Raw genomic sequence first — 11958 nt, 5'->3', positions numbered from 1 at the left:
CAAGTCTCCTAGCGGGCCGCCGTCTGTTCGGCGAGCGTCTGGTTGATCGAAGCCCCATACTGCGTCTGCAGCAGATTGACCATCTGGTCGAGAATATCATCGCCGGCGGCATTGGCCATGGCGGTGATCTGCGCATCGCGGTTGTTCAGCACGTCGCCTGTCGGCTGGCTGTTGACCTCGGTGACCTTCATCAGGATCTGCGTCGAGGGATCGGCGCCGACGGCGCTCGCGACCGTATCGACCGGGCCGGAGAACGCGGCCTTGACGGCGGCGCGGCCGAGAACCGGGTCGTCGGTGGAGCGGGTGATGCCGCTCTTGCTTTCGACGGCGATGCCGAGCGGCGTCGCAATATCGGCAAGCGCCGTGCCCTTCTGCGCCTGTGCCTTCAATTCGTCGGCCTTCTTGGCGAGTTCCGCCTTCTGCTGCTCCGCCGTCCAGTCCTCGACTGCTTTCTCGCGCACTTCGGCGATCGGGCGGTCTCGCTCGGGCGTGATTTCGCGGACGTTGAACCAGACATAACCGTCATTGCCGATCGGAAGCGGCGGTGCATCGACGCCGACCTCCGTCTTGAAGGCTTCCCCAATGAGCTGCTGCTTGACGGGAATATCCTTGACCTCTTTGCCATCCTTGTCGGCGCCGGTCATATCGACGGCGTCGACGGTTACGGCCTTGAGCTTCAGCTGTCCGGCGATATCTTCGAGCGTCGAGCCGCCGGCGCGCAGATCCTCGATGCGGTCATGGACGTTGATCACTTCCTGAGAAGCGTTGGAAAGCGCCAGCTGCTTGCGGATATCCTCCTTCACCTCGTCGAAGTTCTTCACCGTTTCCGGCTTGATATTGGTGATGCGCAGGATGACCGGCCCGAAGGAGCCGTCGACGACCGGCGTCGTGGCGCCATCTTTGGAAACTGCAAAAGCGGCATCAGCGACGGCCTGGTCGGGAACCTTGTCCTTGGTGAACTCGCCAAGCAGCACGTCGCTTGCCGTCTTGCCCTGGTCGGAGACCAGCTGATCGAAGCTGGTGCCGCTCTTCAGCGCGGTTTCGGCGGCGGTTGCAAGATCCTTGCTGGTGAAGGTCAGCTGCTCGATCGTGCGCCTTTCCGGCGTGCGATAGCTATCCTTGCCCTTGTCGAACGCCTCGCGAATCTGGTCGTCGGTAACGGTTGCGGCATCGGCAATATCGGCCGGCTGCAGCTTGAGATAGGCGATCTTGCGATATTCCGGCGCACGGTAACGCTGCTTGACGCCCTCGAACCACGTCGCCAGCACCTCGTCGGCCGGCGCCTTGATCGGCTCGATATTGGCGTTGGTCAGCAAGAGGTAGTCGATGCTACGGCTTTCATCGCCATAGAGCTTGATTGCGTCGACCAGCGTCTTCGGCGCGGTAAAGCCATTGGAAATGGCATCGACAATCTGGCTGCGGACGGCGACCTTGCTGCGCTCCTTGATGTAATCGTCCTGGCGGATGCCGGCATTGCTCAGGCGCGAGACGAATAGATCGCGATCGAACTGGCCGTTGACAGCCTTGAAAGCCGGATCCTCGCCGATCAGTTGGGCGAGACGATCCTCGGACAGGCCGAGTTTCATATCTTCGGCGAGCTGGTCGAGCGAAGCGCCGGCAACAAGCTGGGAGAGCACCTGCTGCTCGACGCCAAAGGCGCGGGCCTGCTCGGGGGTGAGGCGCATGCCGAATTGCTGGCCGAGGCTCGCCACCTGGCGCTGATAGGCGAGGTGGAATTCGTTGACGCCCACTTGCTGATCGCCGACGGTCACGACCGTCGTGCTGTTGCCGCCCGAAAACAGCTGATGCGACACGCCCCAGACGCCGAAGGAGGCGACCAAGAGAAGCAGGAGCAGCTTGGCAACCCAGGTCTGAGCAGCTCTTCTCAGAAAATGGAACATGGAAACGCAAACCTCGCAATATTCATTGACCCGCGCGCGGGCAGACATTCGACGTTCCTTAAAACAAAGCCGACAGGAAATGAAGGGTTGTCACGCGAAAAGCTGCGCAGCCGTGCGGTAGCGAGACAAGGGGTTGATGGTGAACAAAAGATCGGCTCCGGCGGAACCTTTCGGGTCGCCATTTCGTTGAAGCGGCATCCCATCAAACAGGAGCAGACCATGGCAGAATTGAAAACCGCTTCCGCCGAATCCACCGCTGCGCGCGTCAAGGCGGATATCGCAGCAGACGATCTGTCGGCGCAGGTCACGGCACTCCGTGACGATCTCTCCAGACTGACGGACAGTGTGCGGGCGCTGGGCCAAGGGGCAAAGTCGGTGGTTACGGACGAAGCTTCGCTGCTGACGGAACGGCTGCGCGACAAGGTTCGCGAAGAACCGATCATGGCGCTCGCGGTGACGGCGGGCATTGCCTATATGTTCGGCCTTCTGAGCCGCCGCTGAAATGGCATTTCGGACAGACAAAAGCCGGACGCGAAAAACGCCCGGCTTGGCTTCATGTCCTCACTAAAGCGGCCAGTTTACCGGCGGATGGCGCGCCCGATCGCGATCAGAATGCAGGCACCGACGAACCCGGTGATCAGATAGCCCAGCCATCCCGCCAACGGCTGGATGTTCAGCAGACCCAGGATCCAGTTGGCGACGATGGCGCCGACGATGCCAAGCAATATGTTCATGAGCACGCCCATGCTGCTGCTCATGACTTTCTCCGCCAGCCATCCGGCGATCCCGCCAATAATGATGGCTGCAATCCAACCCACGCCTGCACTCTCCATGGTCATCTTCCTCCTGGTGAACCGACTCGCAAGAATGCATGATATGAAGAAAACTTCCACTCCTGGAAGAACTTATGCGCTCAGTGGGGCAGCACGGTGACCGGTGTCTCCAGTGCGTAAACGGCAAGTTGGAAGGCAAGGCCGGCAATGGCGAGCATGGCGAAACCAAACGGCATGATCAGGCTTTTGCTAAACATCTTCTTCTCCATTTTAGTAAAGGATAAGCCGAAGCAGACGCTGCGCAAGATTATTATTAATAGTTAGTTAAGTATCCATTTTGAGTAAAACTTATAGTATCGTAATGTTGCGATAATTTCTTCTCCTAGGAGAATAACTAATACTCGGACCGCGAGTGGGGGTCCGCGTGTGAGTAACTTGTGACAGTTCCATGAGCATAAGAGGATGCCATCGCATACGCGATGCAAGGATGCCGCCTTGCAAAATACAGTTCGATATTTGACGGAAATTTCCGCGGGATCGACTGACCGCCGCCATTTCATCCGTTGGAGTGGGCGGTATCGATTCCGTTGCCTGCGGATTTGCCAGGGTGCAACTGAATCTATTCGGCAGCGGGGCCGAACTCACTGAAAATTCACCGTCATTGCCGACCGCCGGCGGATTGATTTCGGCGCGAAGCGCATCATTTTATTCCGAAGCCACACAATTCGGGGAACAATTGATGCCAAAAGCTTCGATCGCCATTGCCTGCATCTGCCTGCTGACACTTTCGGGCTGCGGCAATACTGCTTACGGACTGAAGAAGGATGGACAGCAGGCGAGCCATGCGATGGATGATGCGACGCATCGGGTGCTGTCGGCCGGCGCCAAGAAGTGATTCAGGCGACGGGCCATCGAGAAAAAGCCCGCCTGGGGTAAGGCGGGCCTCAACTAACAGAGAGAATGGACGGATGGAGACCGTCTTGACTGATACAGCATTATCTTAAGCGCTGGATGTTGCTTCGTTGGACGCAACTGCGACCGAAATCATGACTGCATCGGTCGCCAGATTGAGATCAGAAGTTGCCCCAATTCTGAGCGCGGGCACGGGCGCGAATAATCCGGTATTCGCGACCGCCATAGAGCGAGCCGATCGTCAGCAGCAGCGTAAGAACGTCCCAGATGATATGCATGGTATCCTCCTTGGGTTGAACGGCTCTGCCGCGGATCGATGCAGGTACAATAGCAAGCTTTTGAATCTGCTTATATGACAAGAAATTAGGATGAGAGCGGAAGCGGGCAGGGCGCTTCCGCAAGCAAGAGGCGGCCCCGCCGCCCTGGAGCAGCAAGGTGAACAGATCATCCGGCGGCCACCAATGACGATCTTCTCCGTCCGCCACATCACGTCCTATCGTTACCTCCGGGAGGTCCATTTCGGTGAGCATCGGCTCATGTTCCGGCCGCGCGACAGTTTCGATCAGCGGCTGATCGAAGCGTCTCTGACGACCTATCCGGAGGAAAGTCATGTGCGCTGGATTCACGATGTTTTCGGCAATTGCGTGGCGCTCATCAATATTTCGAGGCCGGCGTCCGAGCTTCGTTTCGAAACCTGGATCACTCTCGATCATACGCCTCAGGTTGCCCTCGATCTCCGGGTCGACGACGCAGCCCTGACCTATCCGTTCTCCTACGACAAGGAGGAGATTACCGACCTCGCGCCGGCAATGAAACGCCATTATCCCGACTCGAACGACGAGGTCGGGCGCTGGGCAAGCCGGTTCGTGCGCCAGGGGCGGGCGACGGAGACCGGACACCTGTTGATGACGCTCTGTTATGCCATTCGCGAGAGCTTCGCCTATGCGAGGCGGCTGGAACACGGAACGCAGACCCCGGGACAGACCTTGCGGCTTCGCTCCGGCACCTGCCGCGATTTCGCGCTGCTGATGATGGAGGCCGCACGCGCGCTTGGCCTCGCCGCCCGTTTCGTCACGGGTTATGTCTACGTTCCCGACCGAGATGGCTCCACCGTGCTCGGGGGCGGCTCCACGCATGCATGGTGCCAGGTCTACCTTCCGGGGGCCGGCTGGGTGGAGTTCGACCCCACCAACGGAATTGTCGGCAATCGCGATCTCATCCGTGTGGCCGTTGCCCGCGATCCGCATCAGGCGATCCCGCTGAGCGGCAGCTATGATGGAGATGGGAATGATTTCGACGGCATGACCGTGCAGGTCAACGTGACCACCCGGCCGCCAATGACCAGCAGCCCGGCCGAGGCGCGACGGGCGCGGTGACAGTCTTCGGCCCTGCGGGAACCGGCGAAGGCGATCGACGTTCCATAGTCACCTCCGCCGATGCGGAGCCGCGACGAGGAAGACATCATGAGAATACGCGCCGGGTTTCATCTGGGTTATGAATGCATACAGCCGACGCCGATGCTGCTGGTCCTCAACATCCACCCCTCCCGCCGCGCCGATCTTCTGAGCGAGCAGGTCCTGACGTTCGACCGGCCGATCGAAGCCTGGGAATATACCGACAGCTTCGGCAATGCCTGCAGCCGGATCGTCGCGCCGCCGGGGCTGACGACGATTTCCACCGAGTTCGAGATCTATGACACCGGGCAAGCCGACATCGTGCCCGTCGAGGCGGTGCAGCACGCGATCAAGGACCTGCCCGACGAGGTGCTCGTCTTCCTGCTCGGCAGCCGTTACTGCGACACAGACAGGCTTTCGGATTTCGCCTGGGCAAGCTTCTCATCGACACCGCCCGGTTGGGCGCGCGTGCAGGCGATCTGCGATTTCGTGCACAACCACATCACCTTCGACTACCAGAAAGCCGACGTTCTCAGAACCGCGCATGGCGGCTTCATCGACAAGAGCGGCGTCTGCCGCGACTTCGCCCATCTCGCCATCGCGCTTTGTCGATGCATGAATATCCCTGCGAGATATTGCACGGGCTATCTCGGCGATATCGGCGTTCCGGCCGATCCCAATCCGATGGATTTTAGCGCCTGGTTGGAGGTCTTTCTCGGCGGTCACTGGCATACGGTCGATGCCCGCCACAACACCCCGCGTATCGGCAGAATTCTGATGGCGACAGGCAGAGATGCCACCGACGTCGCGATGTCGACGGCTTTCGGCCCGGCGACGCTTTCCCGCTTCGAGGTGATCACTGAGGAACTGCCGTAAGTTGCTGCCACGGACCCATGGGCTGCCGCATGCAGATCCTACGCCTTCTTCAGGAATTCCGTTTTGAGAACAAGGCCCTTGACCTGCTTGGTGTTGCACTCGATTTCGCCGGGATTGTCGGTCAGACGAATTCCTTTGACCAACGTTCCGCGTTTCAGCGTCTCCGACGTGCCCTTGACCTTGAGGTCTTTGATCAAGGTCACGGAATCGCCGTCGTGAAGCTGGGTTCCGTTGCTGTCCTTCACAATAATTTCGTCGGCCATGATGCCCTCGCTTGATGATGCGAGAGGGGAAAATCACGGCGACGAGGGAGTGTCAATCACCAGCCTCGTCCCGTCGCGTCCGATTCTCGCTGTCCTGCCCCGATCCGCGGCTGAACAGACCTCACGAACACAGCCGCGCAGCCAGCGATGCGCGGGATCGGCATCCATCCTCGGGTGCCAAAGCAATGAGACCGTAAGCTCCGGCGTCGGAACGGGAAGGGAAAAACTGTGCATTCCCGCCCGCAAGCCTGCCGTATGCCGTTCAGGAACGCTGGCGACGAGGTCGGATGCGCGGGCAAGGGCGACCGCTGTGGAAAAACCGCCGACGATGGTAGCGACCTGCCGTTCCAGCCCGAGCGCATTCAGAGCGTCATCGATAGCGCCTCTGTCGAGTCCGCGGCGCGAGACGGCGATGTGGCCGCCGGCGGCGTAACGTAGAGGCGTGATCTCATCGCGGCAAAGAGGATGTCCCATGCGCACGACGCCGATGAACCGGTCGCGGAACAGGGCCTGCGCCCGCACCTCCGGTCCCGTCGCCTCGCCGACGACACCGGTTTCCAGATCAACGCTTCCGTCTCGCAACGGGGTACTGTCCTTGTCCGGCTTTTGGACGAAGCGCAGCCGCACGCAGGGGGCCTGCTCCCTGAGACGAGCAATGAGATCGGGGCCAAAGCTCTCGGCAAAACCTTCGCTGGCGCGCAGCGTGAACGTCCGAACCAGCCGGCCGAGATCAAGGGCTTCGGCAGGACGCAGAACCGCCCGACCATCCTCGACGATGCGGCCGACTCGCTCGCGCAGTTCGAGCGCCCGGGGTGTCGGAACCAGGCCGCGGCCGGCGCGCACCAGCAGCGGATCGCCCGTTGCCTCGCGCAAACGCGCCAGCGCCCGGCTCATCGCCGATGGGCTGAGCCGCAGCCTCTCAGCCGCACGGGCAACGCTGCCTTCGGCAAGCAGGACATCAAGGGTGACAAGCAGGTTAAGATCAGGGGTCGACATGCAGGCGCTATAACACGGTTTCCCCGTGATGTGGCGTCAAACGCATGAATGAAGTGCAAATGCTGCGTGTTCCGCCATGCCGGCGGCAGGGCTAGGCTTCGATGGCTCCGTTTCAGGGGCGTGAACATGGAGGTCCTGTTGAAGCCGATCATTGCAGAACAAGGCGAAACAGTCGCCGAACGCCGCTATTCCGTCCGCTGGGCGCTCGCCAGCCTTTGCCTCTCCGTGCTGCTGCCATCGCTCGGCACGAGCATCGCCAATGTCGGCCTGCCGGCCATTGCACAGGCATTCGACGGCTCTTTCCAGGACGCGCAATGGATCATGCTGGCCTATCTCCTGGCCATCACCACCCTGGTCGTCAGCGTCGGGCGGCTCGGCGACATGACCGGCCGCAGACGGCTCCTGCTTCTCGGCATCCTGCTATTCACGCTAGCCTCCGTCCTCTGCGGGCTTGCGCCGGCGCTCTGGCTGATGACCGCCGCGCGTGCGGTGCAAGGTCTCGGCGCGGCCATGATGATGGCCCTTGCCATGGCTTTTGTCGGCGAGACGGTACCGAAGGCGAGGACCGGCAGCGTCATGGGGCTGCTCGGAACCATGTCGGCGATTGGTACCGCTCTCGGCCCGTCGCTCGGCGGCGCCCTGATCGCCGGGCTCGGCTGGCCGGCAATCTTCCTTATCAACGTGCCGCTCGGCGTCGTCAGCTTCACTCTCGCCTATCGCTTTCTGCCTGCCGATATCAGCAAGGGCAAAACCGAGCGGGCCGGTTTTGACATGGCCGGCACCGTGCTGCTTGCCCTGACGCTTTCGGCCTATGCACTGGCGATGACGATCGGGCGGGGCAGCTTCGGCTTGCTGAACCTCTCCCTGCTGACGGCTGCCGCTTTCGGGACCGGTCTCTTCGTCTTCTCCGAGTCGAAAGCGGCGTCGCCGCTGATCCGATTGGCGGTGTTGCGCGATCCCATGCTGAGCGCCAGCCTGGCTATGAACGCGCTCGTCTCGACGGTGATGATGGCGACGCTGGTGGTCGCGCCGTTCTATCTCTCCGGCGCGCTCGGGCTCAGCGAGGCGGCCGTTGGCGCCGTCATGTCGGTTGGCCCCGTCATCTCCATCCTCAGCGGCGTTCCGGCCGGCCGCCTGGTCGATCGTCTGGAGGCGCCATTCGTAATCACCGCAGGCCTTGTCGCCATGACGACCGGCGCCATCGCACTTGCCGTGCTTCCGGGAACGGCCGGCTACATCGCCGCCATCGCCATCCTGACGCCCGGTTACCAGCTGTTCCAGGCGGCCAACAACACCGCCGTCATGGCAGATGTCGGCCCCGGCCAGCGCGGTGTCATCTCGGGCACGCTCAATCTGTCGCGCAATCTCGGGCTGATTACCGGCGCATCCGTCATGGGCGCGGTATTCGCGCAGGCGTCGGGGACATCGGATGTCGCGATGGCACGTCCCGAGGCCATTCATTCGGGGATGCAGATCACCTTTGCCATCGCCGCCATATTGATCGCTGCGGCACTGGCTATCGCGGCCGCGATTTACCGCCGAGGCCGCGCGCCCGCGCGGCACTGAGGCCGACCGATTTCAGAAGCAGGCCGGCAAGCCGCCGAGCGAGACTAGACCAAGGTCCGATCCGACCCAGACTTCGTGCCCATACCAAACCCCTATTCGCTGCAATAGGTTTTCGCCGCGGGACGGATTTACGGAGTTCTAGTGGTGACCAAGATATTCTTTGCGGGGATGATACTGACGCCGGTTCTCTTCTGGGGATCCATCGGCATGCTGATATATTCGATGTTGTCGTGAACGGATACTGCCGTCCGTTAACGCTATTCAAGCGTCACGGCATGTGGACGATTGAACGACGCGTCCGGCGTTCTTGCATGTCCCGGTGCACCTTCACCACATCGCCAAGCTTGTATCTCGCGAGGTTGGGGCGTGAAAGAACCTCTGGTCAGCGTCGCGACCGAGCATGCTGATCAGCCGGCGCGCTAAGCCCCCTGTTCATTGTGTCGGAACAAGCCCGTCAAGCAGGAAGTCCAGGCCCTTCCTGAAGGTGCCGTCCCAATCATTATCCAACAGCAGACGGGTACGCTCGATCGTCGGGTATTGTTCGCTGAGATGCGCAAGGCGCTGCTGCGCGGCGACCATGTCTTCATCGGAATGATCGAAGTTCGCACGCGTGATGGTGGCGCCCATCACATAGTTCCAAAGCGACCATATCGCGCCGTTCAAGTCTTTCTCCGCCACGCCGGCTCCGGACAGGATCCTGCCCAGCAGTTCCAGGCGGCCGAGGATGTTCGGGCCGAGCGCCCGACGCGGCAGCAGCGATGCCGACCAGGGATGGCGCAGCATGCTGGCGCGCCAGTCTTCGAGCATATGAAAGACCGCGCCTCGCCAGTTCGGAGATTCGATCAGATGCGACGGTCTGCGATATGCAAGCACCGAGTCGAGCGCGAGATCAAAGACTTTCTCCTTGTTGTCGACGTGCCAATAGAGGCTCATGGCGCCCGCACCGAGGCGGTCGGCCAACCGACGCATCTTCAGTCCGTCGACGCCTTCGGCATCAAGCAGTTCCACCGCTGTCGCTATGATCCGTTCAAGCGAAAGAGGCTGTTCGCTGCGGGGTTTTTCCGTGGAGGAGGCCGGTGCAGCTTTCCGTTGATGTTTGTCCTGAGCGCCGCCGCGTTTGGCTGCCATGCGTCTTTCCCAAATGACCAGGACACCGTTTTAAGCCGACAAAGTGACGGATGTCGATCCTCGCCGATTGACTCGTACCTTGTACGATGAGAGGTATCATACATTGTACGAGTCGAGTTCAATCCAGCAAGCCGCGGAGACCATGCTCGTAGTCCTCACGGCCAAGAGAACATCATGTCACACGCCATCAAACATCTGCTTATTGGAGGGCTGATCATCATGACTATCGGAGTTCCCACGACAACGACGGCGAATGAGGCAGACCTCAAGCTCAACATCGTCAATCCAAAGACCCTCTACGACCCCACGCCGAATGGCTATAGCACGGCGGTGATCGTGCCCGGCGGCGCCCGGTTGGCCTATATTTCCGGACAGGGCGGCCAGGACAGCACCGGAGCCTTGTCCCCGGACTTCGCCGTCCAGGTTAAGCAGGCCTATGCAAATTTACGCAGCGCCCTCGACGCACTCGGCGCAAGGCCGGATCAGGTCGCCAAGCTGACGGTCTTCGTCGTCGATCACGACATGTCCAAGCTCGAGGTGCTGACCAGGAATGTCAAAGACATGTTCGGCGAGGCCCTGCCGGCGCAGACCCTTGTTCCCGTTCCCAAACTTGCAATCGATCCGATGCTCTTCGAAGTCGAAGCCGTCGTCATTCTGGAATAGTGGCGGCGACCGATGCAGCGACGAAAAGGCTGCCTGCCTCGTCGACCTCAGACCGTTGCTGCAGAAAACGGCGGAGCCGCCGTTTTCATCCGCCTTCGGCATTCGGTCGTTGAACGCCACGCCTCACGGCTATCTCGCTGCTGAATGCAGTCGACTGGTCTGGCGGACTAAATTGAAAATGGCGGAAGAGGTGGGATTCGAACCCACGGTACGGTTTCCCGCACGCCGGTTTTCAAGACCGGTTCCTTAAACCACTCGGACACTCTTCCAAGTAAGTGAGAAGCCTGAAGAAAGTCCGTTTCGGTCTTTCCGGTGCATCGGTGGTTTGCGCCGATTTGCTGCCCATTCACTCACAGGCCGGCTTTTTAGCAGCTTTGATGGCAGCGTCAACTTGTTCTGCGGAGAAGCGGCTTCGACAGCCGCTTCTCGGCAGTCGTCAGACAAGGACGGTGAAGTTGTCAAATGCGAGCTGCGGAAAACCCGTCGGCTCGACGTCGGGCTGGATATCGAAGCGGATAAAATCGACCGCGCCCAGGGCTGCCAGAGAGATATGCTGGCCATCGGCAATGGTGTCACCATAGACCGTCACCGACATCTCGCTGACCTTGTTGCCATCGATGTAGCCCTCGAAGGTGACAAGGGCATCGACACCCGCATAGGCCGGATCGAAATTGGTCGCGACGTCGACGCCCTCAATCGTGAAGAGCTTGCCGTCGACGCGATCGAAAAACGGATTGTAGGGATTGGTGACAACATACTCGTTGCCCCCAGATTCAGCGACCGTCCACAGGTTGCCATCGAGTTTGTCGCCAAACTTGAAGCCGCCATAGCCCGAGGCGATATCCGGCATCCCAGGATATTGCGTGGGAGCGTTCTCGAAATCGATGGAATACTGCCCTTGCGGAGGAGCATGGACGCCGATGTTAAGATTGGCGACATCGGTGCCGCCCTTTCCGTCGGAGACCTTGAACGAGAAATTCTCGCCGAAGATTCCGCCGGCCTGAAGACTGGCCGGGTCACTGACCGTGTAGCTATAACTGCCGTCGCTCCAAATCGTCAGCGTTCCGTGCTTTCCCTCGATGGTGAGACGTCCAGGTTCGCCCGCCTTGCTGGGAATTCTTATTCCGTTGACGAACTGAACCTGAACCAGGTCGCCGTCGGAATCCGAGGCGCTGTCGAGAAGGTTTCCTTCAATGGCTTCCCCCGGTGCATAATCGTGGACCGACACGTCAGGCACCGTTGGTTTGTGATTTGCCATGGCCCGCCTCCCTAAAGATGAGCGTGGAAAGGACGCCGGGCCGCGACCCGAACGCTGCAAATAAACTTTCTACCCTCCTTTGAGTCAAGCAACAAACTACACGTCCTAAGGGAGCAGCGGCCGACCTGATGCCGTCAAGGAAAACGTATAGGAGAGAACGGGAGCAAGTAGCTACCCTGGGGTGAAACCTGCGCGTCGGTATATGCCTCGTATTGGCACGGCGTTTTC

Annotated in this window: 12 protein-coding genes and 1 tRNA gene; 6 read left to right on the top strand and 7 right to left on the bottom strand. The window is 60.4% G+C overall.

Annotation, left to right across the window (positions count from 1 at the left end; genetic code table 11):
* Positions 1-8: 8 nt before the first annotated feature.
* Positions 9-1901 (bottom strand): SurA N-terminal domain-containing protein, encoded by a 1893-nt coding sequence (locus J0663_RS20315; RefSeq protein ID WP_207244553.1) that lies wholly within the window; start codon positions 1899-1901, stop codon positions 9-11.
* Positions 1902-2120: 219 nt separating this feature from the next.
* On the opposite strand from J0663_RS20315, the gene J0663_RS20310 reads away from it, so the two are divergent.
* Positions 2121-2402, top strand: coding sequence for a hypothetical protein (locus tag J0663_RS20310; RefSeq protein ID WP_207242155.1), 282 nt, complete (start codon positions 2121-2123; stop codon positions 2400-2402).
* A 77-nt stretch (positions 2403-2479) separates the two neighbouring features.
* Here J0663_RS20310 and J0663_RS20305 read toward each other — a convergent pair whose 3' ends face one another.
* Positions 2480-2734 (bottom strand): GlsB/YeaQ/YmgE family stress response membrane protein, encoded by a 255-nt coding sequence (locus J0663_RS20305; RefSeq protein WP_207244552.1) that lies wholly within the window; start codon positions 2732-2734, stop codon positions 2480-2482.
* A gap of 679 nt (positions 2735-3413) precedes the next feature.
* On the opposite strand from J0663_RS20305, the gene J0663_RS20300 reads away from it, so the two are divergent.
* The 3 genes from J0663_RS20300 (at position 3414) to J0663_RS20290 (ending at position 5856) form a co-directional block, all read left to right on the top strand.
* Positions 3414-3569 carry an entericidin gene (locus J0663_RS20300; protein WP_207242154.1) on the top strand — a complete coding sequence of 52 codons (156 nt, stop codon included), beginning with the start codon at positions 3414-3416 and terminating at the stop codon, positions 3567-3569.
* A gap of 478 nt (positions 3570-4047) precedes the next feature.
* Complete coding sequence (locus J0663_RS20295; RefSeq protein WP_207244551.1) at positions 4048-4962, top strand: transglutaminase family protein; 915 nt, start codon at positions 4048-4050, stop codon at positions 4960-4962.
* 87 nt (positions 4963-5049) lie between these two features.
* The gene (locus J0663_RS20290) at positions 5050-5856 is read left to right on the top strand and encodes a transglutaminase-like domain-containing protein (protein ID WP_207242153.1); all 807 of its coding nucleotides are present in this window, start codon (positions 5050-5052) and stop codon (positions 5854-5856) included.
* Positions 5857-5894: 38 nt separating this feature from the next.
* On the opposite strand, the gene J0663_RS20285 is transcribed toward J0663_RS20290, so the two are convergent.
* Both J0663_RS20285 and J0663_RS20280 read right to left on the bottom strand, forming a co-directional pair.
* The gene (locus J0663_RS20285) at positions 5895-6119 is read right to left on the bottom strand and encodes an alkylphosphonate utilization protein (RefSeq protein ID WP_207242152.1); all 225 of its coding nucleotides are present in this window, start codon (positions 6117-6119) and stop codon (positions 5895-5897) included.
* Between the two features lie 33 nt (positions 6120-6152).
* A complete protein-coding gene (locus J0663_RS20280; RefSeq protein ID WP_207242151.1) occupies positions 6153-7115 on the bottom strand; it encodes a LysR family transcriptional regulator in 963 nt (320 codons plus the stop codon).
* Positions 7116-7253: 138 nt separating this feature from the next.
* On the opposite strand from J0663_RS20280, the gene J0663_RS20275 reads away from it, so the two are divergent.
* Positions 7254-8681 (top strand): MFS transporter, encoded by a 1428-nt coding sequence (locus J0663_RS20275; RefSeq protein WP_207242150.1) that lies wholly within the window; start codon positions 7254-7256, stop codon positions 8679-8681.
* A gap of 432 nt (positions 8682-9113) precedes the next feature.
* Here J0663_RS20275 and J0663_RS20270 read toward each other — a convergent pair whose 3' ends face one another.
* A complete protein-coding gene (locus J0663_RS20270; RefSeq protein WP_207242149.1) occupies positions 9114-9809 on the bottom strand; it encodes a TetR/AcrR family transcriptional regulator in 696 nt (231 codons plus the stop codon).
* Between the two features lie 174 nt (positions 9810-9983).
* On the opposite strand from J0663_RS20270, the gene J0663_RS20265 reads away from it, so the two are divergent.
* Positions 9984-10472, top strand: a complete 489-nt coding sequence (locus J0663_RS20265) for a RidA family protein (protein WP_207242148.1) — start codon at positions 9984-9986, stop codon at positions 10470-10472.
* A gap of 179 nt (positions 10473-10651) precedes the next feature.
* On the opposite strand, the gene J0663_RS20260 is transcribed toward J0663_RS20265, so the two are convergent.
* Positions 10652-10741, bottom strand: a tRNA-Ser gene (locus J0663_RS20260).
* Positions 10742-10908: 167 nt separating this feature from the next.
* On the bottom strand, positions 10909-11730 hold the full coding sequence (locus J0663_RS20255) for an Ig-like domain-containing protein (RefSeq protein WP_207242147.1): 822 nt from the start codon (positions 11728-11730) through the stop codon (positions 10909-10911).
* Positions 11731-11958 lie beyond the last annotated feature (228 nt).

Origin of the sequence: Rhizobium lentis, from assembly GCF_017352135.1 — a bacterium.
GTDB lineage: Bacteria > Pseudomonadota > Alphaproteobacteria > Rhizobiales > Rhizobiaceae > Rhizobium > Rhizobium lentis.
This window is presented reverse-complemented; position numbering and strand designations above follow the sequence as displayed.

Excerpts from the sequence above, each read along its gene's own strand:
- J0663_RS20315 (WP_207244553.1), bottom strand. The coding sequence starts at position 1,901 with ATGTTCCATTTTCTGAGAAGAGCTGCTCAGACCTGGGTTGCCAAGCTG.
- J0663_RS20310 (WP_207242155.1), top strand. The coding sequence starts at position 2,121 with ATGGCAGAATTGAAAACCGCTTCCGCCGAATCCACCGCTGCGCGCGTC.
- J0663_RS20305 (WP_207244552.1), bottom strand. The coding sequence starts at position 2,734 with ATGGAGAGTGCAGGCGTGGGTTGGATTGCAGCCATCATTATTGGCGGG.
- J0663_RS20300 (WP_207242154.1), top strand. The coding sequence starts at position 3,414 with ATGCCAAAAGCTTCGATCGCCATTGCCTGCATCTGCCTGCTGACACTT.
- J0663_RS20295 (WP_207244551.1), top strand. The coding sequence starts at position 4,048 with ATGACGATCTTCTCCGTCCGCCACATCACGTCCTATCGTTACCTCCGG.
- J0663_RS20290 (WP_207242153.1), top strand. The coding sequence starts at position 5,050 with ATGAGAATACGCGCCGGGTTTCATCTGGGTTATGAATGCATACAGCCG.
- J0663_RS20285 (WP_207242152.1), bottom strand. The coding sequence starts at position 6,119 with ATGGCCGACGAAATTATTGTGAAGGACAGCAACGGAACCCAGCTTCAC.
- J0663_RS20280 (WP_207242151.1), bottom strand. The coding sequence starts at position 7,115 with ATGTCGACCCCTGATCTTAACCTGCTTGTCACCCTTGATGTCCTGCTT.
- J0663_RS20270 (WP_207242149.1), bottom strand. The coding sequence starts at position 9,809 with ATGGCAGCCAAACGCGGCGGCGCTCAGGACAAACATCAACGGAAAGCT.
- J0663_RS20265 (WP_207242148.1), top strand. The coding sequence starts at position 9,984 with ATGTCACACGCCATCAAACATCTGCTTATTGGAGGGCTGATCATCATG.
- J0663_RS20255 (WP_207242147.1), bottom strand. The coding sequence starts at position 11,730 with ATGGCAAATCACAAACCAACGGTGCCTGACGTGTCGGTCCACGATTAT.